This window comes from Mesorhizobium sp. B2-4-3 (assembly GCF_006442815.1).
Lineage (GTDB): Bacteria > Pseudomonadota > Alphaproteobacteria > Rhizobiales > Rhizobiaceae > Mesorhizobium.
In genome coordinates, this window is the sequence record NZ_VFVL01000033.1 from 15764 (window position 1) to 34041 (window position 18278).

The 18278-nt window shown below is 64.2% G+C and carries 24 protein-coding genes and 1 pseudogene; 10 read left to right on the top strand and 15 right to left on the bottom strand.

Going from position 1 to position 18278, the window contains the following annotated elements; genetic code table 11:
- Positions 1-24: 24 nt before the first annotated feature.
- The 3 genes from FJ956_RS24965 to FJ956_RS24975 form a co-directional block, all read right to left on the bottom strand.
- Positions 25-1023 carry a L,D-transpeptidase gene (locus tag FJ956_RS24965; protein WP_140681290.1) on the bottom strand — a complete coding sequence of 333 codons (999 nt, stop codon included), beginning with the start codon at positions 1021-1023 and terminating at the stop codon, positions 25-27.
- Between the two features lie 317 nt (positions 1024-1340).
- Positions 1341-1568, bottom strand: coding sequence for a hypothetical protein (locus tag FJ956_RS24970; protein WP_140541733.1), 228 nt, complete (start codon positions 1566-1568; stop codon positions 1341-1343).
- A 64-nt stretch (positions 1569-1632) separates the two neighbouring features.
- Positions 1633-2520, bottom strand: a complete 888-nt coding sequence (locus tag FJ956_RS24975; protein WP_140681298.1) for a transcriptional regulator GcvA — start codon at positions 2518-2520, stop codon at positions 1633-1635.
- A 133-nt stretch (positions 2521-2653) separates the two neighbouring features.
- On the opposite strand from FJ956_RS24975, the gene FJ956_RS24980 reads away from it, so the two are divergent.
- The 3 genes from FJ956_RS24980 to FJ956_RS24990 all read left to right on the top strand — a co-directional run bounded on the left by FJ956_RS24980 (position 2654) and on the right by FJ956_RS24990 (position 4384).
- Positions 2654-3115: a VOC family protein gene (locus FJ956_RS24980; RefSeq protein WP_140681305.1), complete on the top strand. Its 462-nt coding sequence runs from the start codon at positions 2654-2656 to the stop codon at positions 3113-3115.
- Between the two features lie 33 nt (positions 3116-3148).
- Positions 3149-3895, top strand: coding sequence for an SDR family oxidoreductase (locus FJ956_RS24985; protein ID WP_140681308.1), 747 nt, complete (start codon positions 3149-3151; stop codon positions 3893-3895).
- A 156-nt stretch (positions 3896-4051) separates the two neighbouring features.
- The gene (locus tag FJ956_RS24990) at positions 4052-4384 is read left to right on the top strand and encodes a hypothetical protein (protein ID WP_140681310.1); all 333 of its coding nucleotides are present in this window, start codon (positions 4052-4054) and stop codon (positions 4382-4384) included.
- Positions 4385-4409: 25 nt separating this feature from the next.
- Here the strand turns inward: FJ956_RS24990 and FJ956_RS24995 are convergent, their stop codons facing one another.
- The 4 genes from FJ956_RS24995 to FJ956_RS25010 form a co-directional block, all read right to left on the bottom strand.
- Positions 4410-5168 (bottom strand): sulfotransferase, encoded by a 759-nt coding sequence (locus FJ956_RS24995; RefSeq protein WP_348641096.1) that lies wholly within the window; start codon positions 5166-5168, stop codon positions 4410-4412.
- 144 nt (positions 5169-5312) lie between these two features.
- Positions 5313-6128, bottom strand: coding sequence for an oxidoreductase (locus FJ956_RS25000; RefSeq protein ID WP_140681314.1), 816 nt, complete (start codon positions 6126-6128; stop codon positions 5313-5315).
- 57 nt (positions 6129-6185) lie between these two features.
- Complete coding sequence (gene fabF, locus FJ956_RS25005) at positions 6186-7478, bottom strand: beta-ketoacyl-ACP synthase II (RefSeq protein WP_140681316.1); 1293 nt, start codon at positions 7476-7478, stop codon at positions 6186-6188.
- Positions 7479-7516: 38 nt separating this feature from the next.
- Positions 7517-8095 carry a TetR/AcrR family transcriptional regulator gene (locus tag FJ956_RS25010; protein WP_140681318.1) on the bottom strand — a complete coding sequence of 193 codons (579 nt, stop codon included), beginning with the start codon at positions 8093-8095 and terminating at the stop codon, positions 7517-7519.
- A gap of 208 nt (positions 8096-8303) precedes the next feature.
- Here FJ956_RS25010 and FJ956_RS25015 point away from each other — a divergent pair, with 208 nt between their 5' ends.
- Positions 8304-8666 (top strand): hypothetical protein, encoded by a 363-nt coding sequence (locus FJ956_RS25015; RefSeq protein WP_140681320.1) that lies wholly within the window; start codon positions 8304-8306, stop codon positions 8664-8666.
- A gap of 160 nt (positions 8667-8826) precedes the next feature.
- On the opposite strand, the gene FJ956_RS25020 is transcribed toward FJ956_RS25015, so the two are convergent.
- From FJ956_RS25020 to FJ956_RS25030, 3 genes are read right to left on the bottom strand one after another with little or no spacing between them, the layout of a single operon-like run.
- Positions 8827-9237, bottom strand: coding sequence for a hypothetical protein (locus FJ956_RS25020; RefSeq protein ID WP_140681322.1), 411 nt, complete (start codon positions 9235-9237; stop codon positions 8827-8829).
- Positions 9238-9257: 20 nt separating this feature from the next.
- The gene (locus tag FJ956_RS25025; RefSeq protein ID WP_140681324.1) at positions 9258-9815 is read right to left on the bottom strand and encodes a hypothetical protein; all 558 of its coding nucleotides are present in this window, start codon (positions 9813-9815) and stop codon (positions 9258-9260) included.
- Between the two features lie 12 nt (positions 9816-9827).
- A complete protein-coding gene (locus FJ956_RS25030) occupies positions 9828-10340 on the bottom strand; it encodes a hypothetical protein (protein WP_140681326.1) in 513 nt (170 codons plus the stop codon).
- A 157-nt stretch (positions 10341-10497) separates the two neighbouring features.
- Between FJ956_RS25030 and FJ956_RS25035 the strand changes: the two are divergent.
- The 4 genes and pseudogenes from FJ956_RS25035 to FJ956_RS25050 all read left to right on the top strand — a co-directional run.
- Positions 10498-10794 (top strand): annotated as a pseudogene (locus FJ956_RS25035) (metalloregulator ArsR/SmtB family transcription factor); the annotation flags it as partial.
- A 207-nt stretch (positions 10795-11001) separates the two neighbouring features.
- Positions 11002-11445, top strand: coding sequence for a hypothetical protein (locus FJ956_RS25040; protein ID WP_140681328.1), 444 nt, complete (start codon positions 11002-11004; stop codon positions 11443-11445).
- A 56-nt stretch (positions 11446-11501) separates the two neighbouring features.
- Positions 11502-12032, top strand: coding sequence for a cupin (locus FJ956_RS25045; RefSeq protein WP_140681330.1), 531 nt, complete (start codon positions 11502-11504; stop codon positions 12030-12032).
- 1 nt (position 12033) lies between these two features.
- Positions 12034-12645, top strand: coding sequence for a dihydrofolate reductase family protein (locus FJ956_RS25050; RefSeq protein ID WP_140681332.1), 612 nt, complete (start codon positions 12034-12036; stop codon positions 12643-12645).
- A 22-nt stretch (positions 12646-12667) separates the two neighbouring features.
- On the opposite strand, the gene FJ956_RS25055 is transcribed toward FJ956_RS25050, so the two are convergent.
- Entirely contained in the window at positions 12668-13027 is a 360-nt protein-coding gene (locus FJ956_RS25055) for a hypothetical protein (RefSeq protein ID WP_140681334.1), read from the bottom strand.
- Between the two features lie 90 nt (positions 13028-13117).
- Between FJ956_RS25055 and FJ956_RS25060 the strand changes: the two genes are divergently transcribed.
- Positions 13118-13546, top strand: coding sequence for an EthD family reductase (locus FJ956_RS25060; RefSeq protein ID WP_246672161.1), 429 nt, complete (start codon positions 13118-13120; stop codon positions 13544-13546).
- A gap of 55 nt (positions 13547-13601) precedes the next feature.
- Here FJ956_RS25060 and FJ956_RS25065 read toward each other — a convergent pair whose 3' ends face one another.
- The 4 genes from FJ956_RS25065 to FJ956_RS25080 form a co-directional block, all read right to left on the bottom strand.
- Complete coding sequence (locus FJ956_RS25065) at positions 13602-13781, bottom strand: hypothetical protein (RefSeq protein WP_140681336.1); 180 nt, start codon at positions 13779-13781, stop codon at positions 13602-13604.
- Positions 13782-13788: 7 nt separating this feature from the next.
- Positions 13789-14088, bottom strand: a complete 300-nt coding sequence (locus tag FJ956_RS25070; protein WP_140681338.1) for a DUF2934 domain-containing protein — start codon at positions 14086-14088, stop codon at positions 13789-13791.
- Between the two features lie 78 nt (positions 14089-14166).
- Positions 14167-14724: a DNA-3-methyladenine glycosylase gene (locus FJ956_RS25075; RefSeq protein ID WP_140681340.1), complete on the bottom strand. Its 558-nt coding sequence runs from the start codon at positions 14722-14724 to the stop codon at positions 14167-14169.
- Between the two features lie 42 nt (positions 14725-14766).
- On the bottom strand, positions 14767-15915 hold the full coding sequence (locus FJ956_RS25080; RefSeq protein ID WP_140681342.1) for an amidohydrolase: 1149 nt from the start codon (positions 15913-15915) through the stop codon (positions 14767-14769).
- Positions 15916-16128: 213 nt separating this feature from the next.
- Between FJ956_RS25080 and FJ956_RS25085 the strand changes: the two genes are divergently transcribed.
- Entirely contained in the window at positions 16129-18273 is a 2145-nt protein-coding gene (locus FJ956_RS25085) for an ABC transporter ATP-binding protein/permease (RefSeq protein WP_140681344.1), read from the top strand.
- The last annotated feature ends 5 nt before the right edge of the window (positions 18274-18278 follow it).

Sequence of the window (18278 nt, forward strand, 5' to 3'; positions counted from 1 at the left end):
GCGGGCTCGCGACCCGCCGGCATCTCACTGCGCCTGCCCGTCTTGCGCCGTCTCCTGCTCGAAGTCGACTTTGGTGCCGGGCTTGACCATGGCGGCGAGGTCTTCGGCGTCCCAGTTGGTCAGCCGGATGCAGCCATGCGAGAAGGTCGTGCCGATCTTGCCCGGATCGGGCGTGCCGTGGATGCCGTAGCTTTCGACCGAGAGATCGATCCAGACGACCCCGACCGGATTGTTCGGCCCCGCGGCGATGGTGAAGGGCCGCTTGCTCCTCACCCCCTTGAAGGCGAACTTCGGATTGTAATGATAGGTCGGATTGTGGACGACGCGCTTGATCTCCGCCGCGCCGCTCGGCGCCGGCTTTTCCTCGCTGCCGATCGAGGCGGGATAGACCGCGAGCGCCTTGCCTGACGCATCGAGCGCGCGCACCTGGCGGGCGCCTTTGTCGACCTCGACGCTGGCGACGGTCGCGGGAGGATCGCCGCGGCCGACATCAGGCACCACCAGCGTGGTGTCGGCCGTTCTGAAACCGGTTTTGGGATTGAGCAGCCTCAGCACCTGTTCGCTGACATGGAAACGCTCCGCCAGTTTTTCCCGCGCGTTGCGATAGCCGAGCCGCTTCAGATGCGCCATCCGCTCCATGCGGGCGGGAATGCGCCTGGTGAACGGCCCGCGCACATCCTTGGCCGCGACCTCGTAGTTTATCAGCACCGGGCCGGAAAAAGTCGCCGCGAGCTTGTCCCAGGTCTCCCGGGTGAGCTTGCCGTCGGAGGGCAGTCCGTTCGCCGCCTGGAAGGCCGTGACGGCCTTGGAAAAATTGTTCGAAAGGCGGCCGTCGATCAGACCGGGGGAGAAGCGGGCGCGATCGAGAAGGATCTGCGCTCTGAGCACCATCGGATCGACGCCCTTCGGCTCGCCCTCGCTGAATTGCGCCTGGTTGACGGCAGCGAGGTCGAGCTTGGCTGCCAGCGTCCCGCCGCACGCGAGTGCGAGCGCCAATGCAACGACAACAAGCAACCTGACCACCGACGTCACTCCAGGATCGCGACAAGAGCCTGTCTCTATGACGCGGCACGGCCGATGTGGTTCCTGTCGCGGGGAGCCGCACGAAGATCATCGCGAGCGTGCGCTTTCCCCCATATACATTTGAATTTTAAGCTGGAAACCAGTTTCCATGAACGCGGAGAACTGGCATTATTGTATCAGGGCCTGCGCATTTTTCTCATTCCATGGCCCCTCGTTCTGGTAACCGGCGGCTCCCCAACGCCCCCCGCCCATGCCGTCGGTTGCCCTGTTGGGCGCGTTCCGGTCTGAGCCCCATGGGCTCCGTCAGCAGCGGCTGGTCATCGGCTGGAATTAAGCTTCTGGATACGCCCCTTATCCAGCCGGAACACGCCGTCCGTGCCGCCTTGGAGCTCGAAATCGGTTTGAAGCTCATCCCATGAGCCGAGATATTTGCCGCACTCGGCGCAATGGATCGCCGTTTCGGGTTGAGCATCGGCCGGAATTTGCAAACGGATGGTGCCGCAAAACGGGCATTCCAATTTGTGGTCCAGATACTCGCCAGCCATGGTTGCGCAGCATCGCGCAATCGGCACGTCTTCGCAAGGCTGAGGATTTTGGCAAGCCGTTGCTTCAGCCCGGCCCGATCTCCTCGAACAGCCAATCGCGAAACGCCTTCACCTTGCGCTGGCGGATCGCCTCCGGCGGGTAGACGAGATAAAAGCTGGAGACCGCTTTCAGCGCATGGTCGAACGGCCGTACCAGCCGGCCAGTGGCGAGGTCGGCGGAAACCAGCATGGTGCGGCCGAGCACCACGCCTTCGCCCTGCACCGCCGACTCCACCGCGAAGGTGGCGGAATCGAAGGTCAGTCCGCTGTTCGGGTCGATGCCCTTGACGCCGGCGCTGGCAAGCCATGCCGCCCAGTCGATGCGGTAGCCGTCGCGGATCAGCGTGTGGTGCTTGAGGTCCTCGGGCAGCTTCAGCGGATGCGGACCCTCCAAGAGCTTCGGGCTGCAGACGGGAAACACCTCCTCGCCGGTGAGGAATTCCGACGTCAGCCCATGATAATGCCCGCCGCCATAACGGATGGCGACGTCGATGCCGTCGCCAAGGAAATTGGTCAGCTTGCCGGTGGTCGAGACGCGCACGTCGATGTCGCCATGCGCGCGGTGGAAACGGTAGAGCCTCGGCACGAGCCACTTGCCGGCAAAGCCGTCCGAGGTGCTGACGTTCAAGGTCGCGTTCGAATGGCGTGACGTCGCTGTGGCTGTGGCCACAGCCAACTGATCGAGCACTTCGCGCACGGCCAGCGCATAGGGCTCGCCGACGGGTGTGAGCCGCACCGAGCGCGTGGCGCGTTCGAAGAGCTGCACGCCGAGCTGCTCCTCCAGATGTTTTATCGCCCGGCTGACGGCGCCATGGGTGAGATTGAGCTCGTCCGCGGCCCTGGAAAAATTCAGGTGCCGGGCGGCAGCCTCGAAGGCCGGGAGGGCATTGAGCGGCGGCAGTCTGCGGGTCATGGTCAGATCGATTTGTGAGTGTTGGTAACAAATCCTTGCCAAACTTTGGTTTGTCCGTCGAGCTTTTTCCAGCCAAAAATCCTCACAGAATTTGTGATCAATGCTCACTTAAGATCAAACCTGCGAGGACATCATGGCCACCGTTCACCCCTTCCTCTGGTTCAACCTGGACGCCGAAGCCGCGCGCGACTTCTATCTGTCCGTTTTCAGGAACAGTCGCGCGCTGCAGACCATCGAGTTCACCGACAAGCCGCACGCGATCTTCGACTTCGAACTGGAAGGCCAGCGCTTCACCGCGCTCAACGCCGGCGGCGTGCCGCCCTTCAACGAGCGCATCTCGCTCTACATCGAGACCGAAGACCAGGCCGAGACCGACTATTTCTGGAACGCGCTGACCGCCGGCGGCGGCTCGGAGCAGCCCTGCGGCTGGCTGAAGGACAAGTTCGGCGTCTATTGGCAGGTCATTCCCAGCGAAGCCCTGCGGCTGATGAACGACCCGGACCGCGAAAAGGCCGACCGGGCGCGGCAGGCGATGTATTCGATGAAGAAGATCATCCTCGCCGACATCGCGGCCGCCCACGCCGGCCGCGCCTGATTTCATTCCATCACGGAAAGACGGAGAAGACCCATGACCAGTCTCCCCATGACTTCGCTCAATGGAAAGAAGATCATTGTCGTCGGCGGCAGCTCCGGCATCGGCTACGGCGTCGCGGCCGCGGCGCTGGAAAACGGCGCCGAAGTCGTGATCGTCGGCCGCTCCGAGGAAAAACTGAAGGCCGCCGAAAAGCGGCTCGACGGGGCAGGGCGCGTGACGGCCATTGCCGCCGATATGGCGAACGAGGCGGACGTCGCCCGCCTCTTCGATGCGGCCGGCTCCTTCGACCATCTGGTGGCGACGGCCGGCACGCCGCCGCCGAACGATCCGATCGGCGAGACCGACATGGATTTCGTGCGCGGCTTCGTCGACAGCAAGTTGATCGGCGCGGTGATGCTGGCCAAGCATGCCGTGCGCACGCTGAACAAGGGCGGCTCGATGATCTTCACCTCCGGCATCAACAAGGACCGCCCGCCGATCCCGGGCGGCTCGGTGGTCGCGGCGGTCGCCGGTTCCTTCAGCTATTTCGCCCGCGCGCTGGCGCTGGAGCTCGCGCCGATCCGCGTCAACATCGTCTCGCCCGGTTGGGTCGATACGGAAATGTGGGACGAGATCGTCGGCGCGGCCAAGGCAGGCTATTTCGAGCAGATGGGCGCGCGCATCCCGGCTGGCAGGATCGCCAGGCCCGCCGACGTCGCGCCCGCCTATCTCTATTTGATGCAGAACGAATTCATGACCGGCGAGACCGTCCATATCGACGGTGGGCAAAGACTGGTGTGATCGGGCAAGGCCGGAGCCCCGGTTCGAAGCTTCGGTGTCACCCTTGCCGTCCATCGGTGCTGAACGTCGCTTGCCTCGCTAAACATGGCGCTTCCGGCGGGAAGCCAATATACATTACACCCGATGAGCAATGCCTCCGCCTCGTCGAGGAATGCCATGCGAAGGGTCATCGTCACAGCCATGTGGATTGCCGCCGCGACAGGCGCCAACGCCCATGACTGGTACGAAAACAAGGTCGACCCGGTAACCAATTTCAAATGTTGCGGCGGCACGGATTGCCGCCCCATCGCTGAGTCTGCCGTGCAATCCGGGGCCGACGGCAGCTATGTCTATCTTCCCGATGGTTTCAACATCCCGCCAGAGCGCGTGCAGGAATCGCCGGACGGCCGATACCATATCTGCGAGAACCATTACGTCATAACCAACCAGCCCTATCTGCGCTGCTTCTTCGCGCCACGGCTCAAGGTCTCTCGGCTGCTCCCGCGCTAATCAAACGGTCGGTTCTCGACTAAGCCTAGGCGTGGTGATCGACATCACCCGAATGTTCGGCCTGCGCGTATCCGAAATAGTCCATGATTTCCCGCGCTTCGCCGGCCGTGAAGCGGCAAGCCACTTCCGTTGGCAGGCTGGACCGCCAGTTGCCTCTGTAGTCGGTGATCGGCTGGTTCACCTGCGCGTGCCGGCGGGCGGAATGCGCCGTGCGAACCGCCTTTTCCCGCCCCCACACGACGGGCTGTCGATGATAGTTCAGAATGCCCGGATCGAAGGCAACGCCGATGAAGCGGCACAGCCGTTCGATGGAAAGCGCCGGCGCTTCGATGAAGTCCTCATAGCGCCACAGGATGCTTTCGCCCTTTTCGACGCGCAGCATCGAGGCCTTGCTGTCGGCGATCCATCTTTGGAAAGCTTTGTCGAAATCGCCCTCGTAACGCTGTCCGAGCGAAGCCACGACATCCCTGCCGTCGCGCGTGACGACGATAAAGCGCGCGCCTGGGATCGTCTCGACGATCTGCCTTGTGTAGTGGATATGGTTCGGAGTCTTTTCGACCCAGACTGTGCGGCGTGAAATGGCCGCCTGCAATAAAACCAGGCTTAGCTTGGCCCATCGCGCGCCATTTGGGGAGACAAAAGCGCTTGTCTCGCGTCGAATGGCGAAGACATCCGGATGGGCAGCCAGTATCCGCGCGAGCAAGGTCGATCCCGTATGCCCACAACCGCAAATGAATATAGAAACCTTGGGCTTCGGAAGAAGCCGCACCACACCCCGATGCACGATTTTATTCTCCCCGGAAATTTTAATGAACCTTCTTCTTCCGGGGATTGCAACAGGAAATGCTTATATGCGGTCAGTAGCGAACAGCTAATTGCTGGCGGCTATGACCTGGAGGCGAGGCGGCTGGAGTGGAAGGCTCTGTCGTCAGGCCGGCAGCCCGAGCTGCTTTCGCAGGCTCTTGTCGAATGCCGATGCGGGGACGAAACGGCGCAGGAAACTGACTTGGCGCGCCATCTTTCCCGCTGCATAGCGCCGCTTCGGAGTGGGATCGGTCGCGGCCGCCAAAACTGTGTTGGCCACCACTTCGGGCGTATCGCCTTTTTCCATCGCCTTCCGCACGGCTGTGGTCATGCCGGCGCGCGCGGCGTCATAGATATCAAGCACCTGGTCCGGCCTGGCGAGATTGTCCTCGAACAAAGTCCGGGTATAGGCCGGCTCGACCAACGCGACGCGAATTCCGAACGACCGCAGTTCGTGATCAAGCGATTCGGAATAACCTTCAACGGCATGTTTGGTCGACGAATAAAGCGCGAAATAGGGGGCGGGGATGAACCCCTGCACGGAGCTCAAGTTGACGATCCTGCCCTTTCCTTGACGTCGCATGATCGGCAGCACCGCGTTGATCATCCGGATGACACCGAAGACGTTCACGTCGAACAGAGCCTGGGCCTGCGCAGTCGAGGATTCCTCCGCGCCGCCGAGCAGACCCATGCCGGCATTGTTGACCAGCAGGTCGATGCACCCGGCATCGGCCAGCACCTGATCGACCAGCTTCGCTACGGATGCGTCATCGGTCACGTCGCAGGTCAGCATGGTAATGCCGTCGGTTTTCTTGGAGACCGCGCGACGGCTCGTTCCGAACACGCGAAAGCCGGCGCTCTGCAGGGCCTTGGCCGTTGCGTGCCCGATTCCGCTGGATGCCCCTGTGACGATGGCGACGCCAGGATTGGTCCTATTCATGGAGATCACTTTCTTTGGGTTGGACTGGAAAAGCAGGAAAGGCCGAAGCAAAAAGCGTCAATCACGAACGGCTCGACCGCGTACGCCGTCCCAGCGCCGGAACAGCGCGCTGGCGTTGACGCCGCCGAAGCCGAAGCCGTTGGCGATCGCGTAGTCCATCTCCATCGGCCGGGCCCGGTTTGCGACAAAGTCTATTCCGTCGCCAGCCGGATCGGGGGCGCTCAAGTTGAGGGTCGGCGGCGCCACCTGGTCCCTGAGCGCCAGGATGGTGAAGATCGCGCCAATCCCGCCGGCGGCTCCGAGCAGGTGTCCGGTCGCCGACTTCGTTCCGCTGACGGCGATCGAGAAATCCGTGCCGAAGACCGTTTTGATCGCTTCGATTTCTCCCAGATCGCCCACCGGCGTGGAGGTCGCGTGCGCGTTGAGATGGCGGACCTCACGCGGCGAGATGCCGGCTTGGGCGATCGCGATCTCCATGGCGCGGCGCGCGCCATTCCCGTCCTCGGGACCGGACGTGACGTGATGCGCATCCGCCGTCGTGCCGTAGCCGACGAGCTCGGCGAGCGGCTTCGCGCCGCGCGCCAGCGCATGGCCCAATTCCTCGATGACCAGGATGCCGGCGCCTTCGCCCATGACGAAACCGTCCCGCGACGTATCGAACGGACGCGAGGCCTGATCGGGACGGTGATTGAAGGACGTTGAAAGCGAGCGTGCCGCCGCGAAGCCGCCCAGACTGACGACATTCATGCATGCTTCGGTGCCGCCGCACACGGCGATGTCGGCTTCATCGGCGCGGATGATGCGCGCCGCATCGCCGATTGCCTGGATGCCGGCGGCGCACGCCGTTACCGGCGCGCCGATGTGGCCCTTGAAGCCGTAACGGATCGTGATGTGGCCCGCGGCGAGGTTCACCAGGAAAGACGGCACCGTGAACGGCGAAAGACGCCGAACGCCGCGCTGGTCGACGGTCCGCACCGCCTCGGTTATGGCGGGGAACCCTCCGATACCTGAAGCAATGATCGTCGCGGTGCGGAGCCGATCCCTTTCCGAGTCCGGCTTCCACTCCGCCTGGGCAAGCGCCTCTTCCGCCGCCGCCAGCGCGAAAAGGATAAAGCGATCGATTTTGCGCTGATCCTTCGGCGCCAGGAAGGCATTGGCATCGAGGCCCGCTTCGGGATCCTCCTCCAGGGAAAGAACCGTTCCGCCGACCTTTGTCGGCAGGGTTTCCACCATTTCGTCGGGAAGCCGGCGGATGCCCGAGCGGCCGGCCAGGAGGCGCGACCACGACGTCTCGATATTTGCGGCAAGGGGCGTGACCGCGCCCATGCCCGTAACAACAATCCGTCGCATCTATTCTCCTGTCGATCTGAGTAGCCAGCCCGCGGCGGTCAAACGGTGACGGTGTCGCGAACCTGCTCGGCCGCTGCATCCAGAAAGGCCTGGGCGAGGTCGGGATCATTGACGATGCGCGAGAGAACCACCGCACCGACCATCGTCGAGAGGACGGCCATGGCTTTTTCATTGATTTCCGCGCTGTCAGTCCTGGCAATCATGCTGCCGAGGACTTCAAGATATGCTTTGATCCCGACTTCGAACGACGCTTTCACCTCGGCCCCCTGTCTGGCAGCATCCGAGCCGAGCGCCGCGACCGGGCAGCCGTCCATCCTTTCCTCGCGATGGTCCATGCTGAGGTAGAACTCGATGACCGCCCCAAGCGGATCGCCAGGATTCGCTGCGGTCGCCGCCGTCCATCTGTCGGCAGCGCTCTCCATCGCACGCCTGGAAGCTTGCGCCGCAAGGTCCTCCTTTGATGCGAACTGTTTGTAGAAAGCGCCTTGGGTCAGCCCGGCGCCCTTCATCAGATCCTTAAGGCCGATACCGTCGAAGCCGTGCTCCCGAAAAAGCCGGCTTGCGACATCGATCACGGTCTGCCGGTTCTGCTCAGCCTGAATGCGGCTCACACGCATCGTCGATCTCCATATTTAGATTGCGTCTGAAATCTATATCTCAGTTAGAGACCGAACGCAATCTATCAAGAGGGGATGCGAAACGGGCGGCTCGCCACGTGATCGGTGCGGCGGCTTGCCGCGGGCCGAGTGCGTTTCTTTTTAGATTGCGTATGAAATCTAAATGGTATAGAGTTCGATCATAATCTATCAGAAAGGAGATACGACAATGATACGCAGAACCCTGAGTGCATCGCTTCTGGCCGCGCTGTTCATGGCGACGCCGGCCCTTGCCGAGGAAGCCACCGTCGGACGTCCCATCGAAGCAGGCAGCCTGCACACGGGACGCCTCGACATGGTGGTCTATTACGTCCCGATCGACGGCGACCTCCTGGAGGTCGCTGCCACCTTCGCGCCGAAGGGCGGAGGCGATCCGCAGCGCGTCGTCATGGGCCTCGCCGACCGCGACTCCGTGGCCTTCTCCATGCCGGGCTACAAGGGCTCGCTCTACGCATTCTCGAGGTCCGGCGAAGAGGTGACGGTGTCGACCGGGACGCACATGCATCCGCGCGCCGACGCGCTACCGGACTGACCGGTCCGACTGATCGCAATCTGCCGCGCCGGCAGGAGCGCAGGACCACAGCGTGGAATGGGAACGCAATGTATTTCGACATGAGGCGATGGGCATGAAAAAGAGACGGGTCATTATCGTAGGCGCGATCCTGATCGCGGGTTCAGGGGCGATCGCGGTGTCAGCGGCGACGGCATTCGCCACATTTGCCAATCCCGCGCAGGAAGCTTCCGCCGCGACCGTTCCGGCGATAAAGGATCGCAAGACCCCAGATACAGCGTGCGAGGAAGCAGCCAAGGTCGGCCACACCCACCAGCATGACATAGCTGGCCCATGCCACTCCGCCGGCGGCACCCGGCAGCATTGTGAAGATCGCGGCGAGCGAGAGCAGGAATATCAGTATGCTGCGCAGCTGAAACCCGTAATGGCTGCGAAGCCATGACGGCGTATCGCGTCGGAACAGGCCGAGGCAGGCCATCACGGCGGCGATCGGCACGGTGAAGACGCCGACCGCCATCAGCGCCACGGCGAGCAGGATATAGATGGTGAGGGCTTCGCGGCCCGCGCCATGGTCACCGGCCGCGGTCATCACGCCAGGTCTCTCGCCGCGCCTCAGTGCTGAGGCACCTCGGCCCACAGTTTTTTGGCGAAGCCGCGCTTGTCGAGCGCCCACACCGTGCCGCTGACCACCGCCTTTCCGTTCTGGCAAGTATAGGCATAGAGGGCATCGTGGCCGGTCGCCGCCATCGGCGGGATGTCGCCGTTCTTCGCCGTTTTGCAGTAGTCGGCCGCGCCGGGATTGTTACGCTCGGCATTGATCTTGGCGCAGGGCAAATTGGCGCCGATGAAGCAGGTCAGCACCTTGCCGTTCATGCAGCGATAGTTGGCTTCGGTCTGAAGTTCGGATTCCTCTGGCGCCGACTTGGCGTCCGGAAAGAGCTTTTTGAACGCCTTGACCGTGCCGGCGTAAAGCGCGTGCGAATAAGGACGCACCGTGTCGTCGTTCTTCACCTGCCGGCAGAGCTTGTAGAGGTCTTCCGCAGGCGCGGCTTCAGCCGTCGCAGGCGCGGCCTTTGCCGTTGCAGTCGCGGCCGTGCCGGCGGCGAAGGCAAGCAACGCGAATGCCGACATCGCGATGAATCCGAGCGTCGAAAAGCGGAACACAGTCATTTCAACCTCCTTTTAGGAAAACAGGCAGGATTTGGCGTCGGGGCCGCATATCAAGCGTCTTGCGGATTGGATGAGCGCGGCGCGCAGACGGATCGTCACCAGCCAGTAACCGGCGCCCGCGGCAGCGGCCATCATCAGCGGCAGCGCCATGGCGAATGCCTTCGCCGGGCCTGTCGCGGTGGATGCCGGGCTGATATAGACGGCCATAGTGACGAAGGCGCCGACGACATAGAGCCAGATCGATTTGGATCCGACCAGCCGCCGCACGATCTCGATGCCGATGGCGAAGAACAGCATCAGATAAACCGTGCTCAAAGTGTAGAGCAGGGCGCCCGTCAGGAGGGATTGGCCCTCATGCCGGGCGAAATCTCCGGACAATCCAGGCACGAACGAGATGAGATGGACAAGGCCGGCGGCGGGAAAGCCCACCGCATAGGGGACTGAGAGCAGGGCCAGGTAGAAGAACGCGACTGTGGCGACGATGTCGAAGCAGACTTTGAACAGGGTTATCAAGACCGGGCGCATCTGGTCCTCCTTTGCCGTCCGCCATCGGCAGACGACCTTGTCTCAAGCCCCTTCGCCCCGTTCGAGTTGGTTTCGTCATTTAGGTAATCAGCTTATCGTCTACACGTCAACAATTAATTGATTGCCTAATCGACTTCATATCGTGTAGCATTGCCGCATGTCGATCCAATTGATCTTCGAGGCGCTGTCCTCGCCGGTACGTCGCAAGATCCTCGCCTATGTCGCGCATCACGAATTGAGCGCGGGCGAGATCGCCGCGCGTTTCGACATGTCGAAGCCCTCGATCTCGCAGCACCTGCAATTGCTCGAACATGCCGGCCTGGTGCGCAGCGAGAAGCGCGGCAAGTTCGTCTATTACCGGCAGATGCCCGATACGCTGGCCTCGACGCTGACCGGCTTCGTGCAGGAGATCTGCCCGGTCGGCCGGCCGATCCGCCGCGAGAGCAAGGCGCTTGCGAAAAAGGCGCAAGGCGCCAAGGGCGGAAAGGCGAAGGTGCCGGCCGCCAAGCCGAAGGTAGCCGGGGCCACCGCAGCAAAAACCGCTGCAAAGACCGCCAGGACGAGGGCCATAAAGGTGAAGGCGCAAAACATGGCTTGATTGTTGCCGCCGGACCCCTGGGTGGGGCCGGTGGCGAAGGGGCGGGGCAGGAAGGAGAAAACCATGCTTACGACCAGATCGGCCATGCCGCAAAACCAATCCGGCCGGGACCGGAATCGCGCCGCCAAGGGAAAGCGGCCGCTTGCGGGCCTTGTTCTACTGGCTTCGTTCCTGCCCGCTGGCGCGCAAGCCAAGATGCCGGCCGATTTCCTCGGCAAATGGTCGACCGACCCGGCGCGCTGCGAGCAGGTGAACGGCGAGGTGGATATGCTCGAGGTCCTGCCGGACGGCCTGGCCTTCTATGAGATCGGCTGCGAATTCGACGAACCGAAGGCCGGCGGGAAAACATTGCGCATCGCCGCTCAATGCTACAAGGGCGGCAGCCCGATGACCGCAGGCGAGGTCGAGCTCTCCCGCTCGGAGCCGGACAGGATCAGCGTGTCGCTGCACGGGTTCTTTTGGACGGCCGAGACTCCGGAAACCTTCCAGCGCTGCCATGAGCAATAAGGAGCCAAATCCGCGGAAGGGCGTTTAACAGGCACTGACCTCGAAGGAGCGGGAAGGTGAAAAAGCACGTCAACCCGGTCGAGCCTCTCGCCTTCCGCTTTGCCGATGACGGCCTTGTGCCCAACCATCCGCGCTGGCCGATGCTCGTCTATCCCGGCGCGGTGCGATTGCCAGACGACGCCGATCCGGCGGCCGTCTTCGAGGATATTTTCGGCGCCAATGGCTGGGGCGACAGCTGGCGCAACGGCATCTACGGCTTCGTCCACTATCACTCGCGTATTCACGAGGTGCTGGGCATCGCGCGCGGCACCGCCGAGGTCCGCTTCGGCGGCGACAAGGGCAAGGTGCTGGAGGTGAAAGCGGGTGACGTGGCGCTGCTGCCGGCCGGCACGGGTCATCAGCGCCTGTCTGCCTCGGCCGATCTTCTGGTGGTCGGCGCCTATCCGCCTTTCGGCAAATATGATCTGTGCCGGAGCGCGGAGCAGCACGCCGAGGCGCTGCGCACGGTCCCGGCTGTCGGCCGGCCGGACAAGGATCCGGTCCTTGGCGGCGATGGGCCGCTGCTGAAAGCATGGAGCGAAGGCTGAAATGGCAAGGATCGTCGCCATAGAGCATCTGACGCTGGACGGTGTCTTCCAGGCGCCGGCGCGCGCCGACGAAGACACGCGCAACGGTTTTGCGCATGGCGGCTGGGGCATTGCGGGCAGCGACGCGCAGATGCAGGAGGTCGTCGGACGCGCCACGGCCGGCGGCTGGTCGCTGCTCGCCGGCCGGACGACCTATGAGGATCTTCACGAAGCCTGGGCTGTCCGTCAGCCGGCCAGTCCGATGACCAGGGCGCTGACCGGCGCGCAGAAATTCGTCGCCTCGCATGACGCCGGCTACGAACCGCGCTGGGAGAATTCGACGCTGCTTGCCGGCGATGCCGGGGAGACGGTGCGCGCGCTCAAGCAAGGTCACGACAAGGCGCTGATCATGTTCGGCAGCGGCAAGCTGCTGCGCGCGCTGATGCGACACGGGCTTGTGGATGAGCTGGTGCTGATGGTCCACCCGCTGGTGCTGGGCGCAGGCTCGCGCCTTTTTGAGCCGGGGCAGGCACCGTCGGCGCTGAAGCTGTCGGACCTGGTATCGACCGCGACGGGCGTGGCGATCCTCACCTACGCGTTCGACGGGGAGGGCGCGGCGGATCGGCCGCGGTAGAAACCGGGCCGCGGCCCACCGCCTACGGATAATGTATCTTCTTCGGCGCGTAGGTCGACGGATCGAAATCCAGTTCCTTCGGCAGCGCCTGGCTCGAGCATTGCAGATGTATCTGGCGGGCGAGCAGCCGTCGCTGCTGCTGCTCGTGCTCCTTGGCGGCCGCGACGAGCCCCATGCTGTAAGGGCCAACCAGCACGCCGAAGCCCCAGCCGGGGTTCTGCTTCTCGCGGGCGGCGTAATCCGAGGCCGCCGTGCGGGCCTGCTGGCATTCCGGCGACGCCCATTTCGGATCCTGCTGCGAAAGCGAGGCGCCATAGTCGACTGGGGAGGATACGCAGCCAGCCGCTGCCGCGCTCAGCGCGACAATCACCGCAATTTTCATCGTTTGAGTCTCTGCTAATTTAGGGCGGAGACTACACGGAACGCGTCTCCGCACAAGCGAGGCGGTCTCGAAAGCGGATGGAAGGACCGGATGGCCGCCATCGCCGTCCTCGATCTGCTGTTCCCGGATTCTTTTCAGCGCGTCGTTCCGTTTCCACCCGCGGTTTCGTCCTTGCTTCGTCCACCGCGAAAAAGGAGAACCGCAATGGCTGGAATGGTCGTTATCTACAAACAGCCGGCTGACGCGAAAGCGTTCGACAAGCATTATTTCGAGACGCACATACCGCTGGCCAAGAAGATACCGGGTCTCAGGAAATACGAGGTCAGCCAGGGGCCGATCACGGTAGTGGCCGGAGCAGCCGACGTCTACCTGATCGGGATGCTGCATTTCGACGACCTCGACGCCATGAAGGAGGGTTTCGCGAGCCCAGAAGGAAAGGCGGCGGGCGCTGATCGTCGGCTTTACGCACCTGACGAGTCAGGCGTCCAGATGTTCCTCTTCGACAGCAGAGAGGTTTGAGCCTGCGGCTGAGACAGGACGATCCGTCCGCCGAGAACTGCGGCCGGATCGCTGCTCATGTCGACTTTTTCCGCTCGATGTCGGTGCGTTTTTGCTCCGCCGCGGCGATCGCGGTTTCCATCACGGCATCCAGATCGGCCATCGCTTCCAGATGGCCGTGATCGACGATCGACTTGCGCAGCATGCGCATGGCCAGCAACGCGTCGTCCAATGCCTGTTCGACATCTTTGACCATGACCGGGTCAGCCTTTGCGCCGGCTGCGCTTCTTTAGCGCCGGGTCGGCGGCGGCGGGTTCGTCGGAGCGATTTTCTATGGCCTTGCGCGCCAGCGCCTCGGCCGCCAAGGGGTCCGGCTGGCCGGCCGGTATCGTGACCGCGCCGGGCATCGCAGCACCCGGCTGTTCGCCCAAGCCGTTGTCCTCGCGCTCGATTTCCTCGCGAGCCTGATGCCAGTGCTCCTCCTCCTGGCCATTCGCTTCGCCGCTGCGTTGCCAGATCTCATAGGCACGGCGCTTGATGCGTTCGTATTTGTCGGTCGCCATTGTCTGATCCTCCGTCATCTGCCTTCAAACGCGCGCTGGCCGCGAATGATCCATGACGGGAACAGGGAAGGGTGCGGCTCAGAACCTGCGGCTGAGATAGGCCGATCCGCCGAGACCGAAGCGCCACTCGGCTTCCACGCCTTTGGTGAGGCCGATCCGGCGACCGGCGAGGATCGCCGCCGGGTCGGCTTCGGAACGGGCGAATTCGAAAGGTGGCGCGCTCAGCGGCAGCCGGTTGTGCGAGCCGTCGATGCCCAGCGCCTGGCAAAGCTTGCCGGGGCCTGAGCAGAGCAGCCGCTCGTCATCCATTCCGCGCCGCGCGCGCATTTCGGCGATCCCGGATTGCGGTTGGATTGCCCGGATCAGCACGGCGCTGCCCGGCAGGCACACCGCGTTCAGGCACCAATGCAGTCCGTAGGAGCGATACACGTAAGCCGTGCCGGGCACGCCATACATCGGCGCGTTGCGCGGCGTGCGGCCGCGAAAGCTGTGCGATGCGGGGTCGTCGGGCCGATACGCCTCGGTCTCGACGATGATGCCGCCGACACCGGCGAGACCAAGGCTGGCGCCGATCAGCGCGCGTGCGACGATAACCGCGTCGCGGGCAAAGAAATCGGGCCCGACACTAGGCGGCATGGCGATCGGCGTCGTTCGGGCAGGCCATCTTTAGCGCGCCGCTCAGCCCAAAAGATTGCGCGCCGTGCGCATGAAGATGCGCGAGCCGATCGGGATCAGGTCGTCGGGGAAATCATAGTCGGGGTTGTGCAGCGAGGGGGTGCGTTCGCCAGCGCCGAGGAAGAACATCGCCGACCTCGCATTGTGGCCGAAAATGCCGAAATCCTCCGAGGCGCGCATCGGCAGCGTCTCCTCGCTGCGTAAAACGCCTTCCTCGTCGAGCGCGCGGTTGAGATGCTCCACCGCGTCCGGCGCATTGACGCTGGCGAGGAAGATTTCGTGATAGTCGAAGCGCACCGAGAGACCGTGCCTGGCGGCGATCTTCGCGGCAAGCGCTTCCGCGGCCGCGACCTGCTCGGCCATGCGCTCGTCGCGGCGGGTGCGCAGCGTCGCCCACACTTCCGCATAGCCGGGCGCGATGCCGAACACGGCTTCGCCCATCGCGCAATGGGTGACGGTGACCATGCCGAAATCCTCATCAGTGAAGGTCCCGCGCCCCAGCGCTGGAAGCGCCGGCATCAGCTCGCTCACCGCCGGCATGGGCGATACGCCTGTCTCCGGCATCGAGGAATGCGCTGTCTTGCCCTCGAGCACGATGCGCATGCCGCGCGAGGCGCAGTTGACGGTGCCGGCCTTCAGCCGCACCTCGCCGAACGGCACGCCCGGCAGGTTGTGCAGCGAAAACGCAAAGTCCGGCTGGATCTCGCCAAAGCGCGGATCGGCGACGACCCCGGCCGCGCCGTTGCCGGTTTCCTCGGCCGGCTGGAACATCAAGACGACGCGGCCGCGTGCCGGCCTTTCGCGTCCAAACTGGCGGCCGAGCGCCGCCAGGATCGCGGTGTGCCCGTCATGCCCGCACATATGCGACTTGCCCGACACCTGAGAGCTATGCTCGACACCCGAAAGCTCCTCGATCGGCAGCGCGTCGAGCTCCGAGCGGAACAGCACCGTCGGGCCGGCCTGCCCGCTGTCATAGACCGCCGCCACGCCGTGGCCGCCGAGCCCGGTCAGCACCTTGTCCGGTCGCGTATCGGCGAGGAAGGAGACGACCTCGCTCGCCGTCTTCTCCTCCTCGTTGGAGATTTCCGGCCGCCGATGCAGCTTGCGGCGCCATTCGGTCAGCTCGACGATGTCTCGATTGGTGAGGGTCATGGGTTGGGGCTCCGATCGGCTTGCGGGTCACACGAACACGATAGGGTTTTTCTCGCGCTGTGCCATGCCGAGCGATTCAAATGGTCCATCGGCGAATTCCCGAGCCTATGTGTCGGGTGCCGCAGGCAAATCCGCCGGTTTCCTCGCACCAGAGAGGCGTCTCGTCGAAGCCGGCAGCGTGAAACCTTTTGATTTTTGGGCCGTTGTCGCGCGATGCCCCCGGCCAAGCACAAACCGAAACCGGCCGACAGCGCCACGCGGCGCGGTGCAAGCAAGCCGCGTTCGGCGCCGCTGCGCCAGGACAAGCCGCGCCAATCGAAACCGCGCAGCGCCCCGAAGCCGCGCGCGGAGAGGGCGCGGGAAGACAAACCGCAGGAAGACCGGCTGAAAGAGGACAAGGCGCGGCAACGCAAGCCACAGGCCGGCGAGGCTGAGGAAAAGGCGCCCGCCGAAGCAGCGCCGGAAGCCATCGGCCATGCCGGGTCGCCGCCGCCGGAGGCCGCCGAGCCGGGTCCCGCGCTTTCGCCGGAGGAAGCCGAGCGGGCGCGCAAGAAATACCTTTTGCGGCGCTTCTGGATCAGCGGTCGCGGCTATTGGGGTTTGCGCGGCGACAAGCTCGCCTGGCCGCTGACGATCGGGCTGCTCACGCTGATCTGCGTCAATGTCGGTTTTCAATACGGCATCAACCGCTGGAACCGCGCGATCTTCGACGCCATCGAGCAGCGCGACGCGCACACCGTCTACTGGTTGAGCGCCATCTTCCTGCCGCTGGTCGCCGGCAGCATCAGCCTGGTGGTCGCGCAGGTGTACCTGCGCATGACCATGCAGCGCCGCTGGCGCTCCTGGCTGACCACGGCGGTCATCCAGCGCTGGCTGGCCAGCGGCCGCTACTATCAGCTCAACCTCGTCAAGGGCGACCACGCCAACCCGGAGGCCCGGCTGACCGAGGACCTGCGCATCGCCACCGAATCGCCCGTCGATTTCATCGCCGGCGTCCTCAACGCCTTCCTGTCGGCCTCGACCTTCATCGTCGTGCTGTGGACCATCGGCGGCGCGCTGAGTTTTACCCTCGGCGGCTCGGTCGTCACCGTGCCCGGCTTCCTCGTCGTCACCGCGGTCATCTACGCGGCGATCACCTCGACCTCGATGTTCGCCATCGGCCGCCGCTTCGTCCAGCTTTCCGAGGACAAGAACCAGGCCGAGGCCGAGTTCCGCTACGTGCTGACGCGCGTGCGCGAAAACGGCGAGAGCATCGCGCTGCTCGGCGGCGAGGAGGAGGAGAACGCCGGCATCGACCGCACCTTCGCCGGCGTGCTCGGCCGCTGGGCGCGGCTCACCGGCCAGCACATGCGCACGGCGCTTGTCTCGCAAGGCTCCAGCCTGTTCGCGCCGGTGGTGCCGGTGCTTCTGTGCGCGCCGAAGTTCCTCGACGGCTCGATGACGCTGGGCCAGGTGATGCAGGCGGCCTCCGCCTTCGCCATCGTGCAGGGCGCCTTCGGCTGGCTGGTCGACAATTATCCGCGCCTGGCCGACTGGAACGCCTCGGCCCACCGCATAGCCTCGCTGATGATGTCGCTGGACGGGCTGGAGCGCGCCGAGGAGAACGACACGCTGGGCCGCATCCAGCGCGGCGAGACCGAGGACGGGGCGATGCTCAGCCTCAACGATCTTTCCGTGACGCTCGACGACGGCACTTCCGTGGTCAAGGAAACCGAGGTGATGATCGAGCCCGGCGAGCGCGTGCTGGTCTCGGGCGAGTCCGGCACGGGCAAGTCGACGCTCGTGCGCGCCATCGCCGGTCTCTGGCCCTGGGGCAGCGGCAGCGTCGATTTCCACCCGGGCAAGCGCCTCTTCATGCTGCCGCAGCGCCCCTACATCCCGTCCGGCACGCTGCGCCGCGCCACCGCCTATCCCGCCGCCGCCGACAACTGGAAGAAGGCCGAGATCAACGCCGCCCTCGACAAGGTCGGCCTCTCCTATCTGAAGCAACGGCTGGAGGAAGAGGCGCCCTGGGACCAGACGCTGTCGGGCGGCGAGAAGCAGCGCCTTGCCTTCGCCCGCCTGCTGCTGCACGCGCCGGATATCGTGGTGCTGGACGAAGCGACCTCGGCGCTGGACGAGAAGAGCCAGGACAAGATGATGCGGACGGTGATTGAGGAGCTGCCGCAGGTCACCATCATCAGCGTCGCGCACCGGGCCGAGCTGGAAGCCTTCCACACGCGAAAGATCACGCTGGAACGGCGCCAGGGCGGCGCGCGGCTGGTCAGCGATGTCGAGCTCGCGCCGAAGAAGCGCGCGCGCGGCCTGCTGCAGCGCGCGCTTTGGGGCAGCGGCGGGAATGGCGGAACTGCGAAATGAGGATG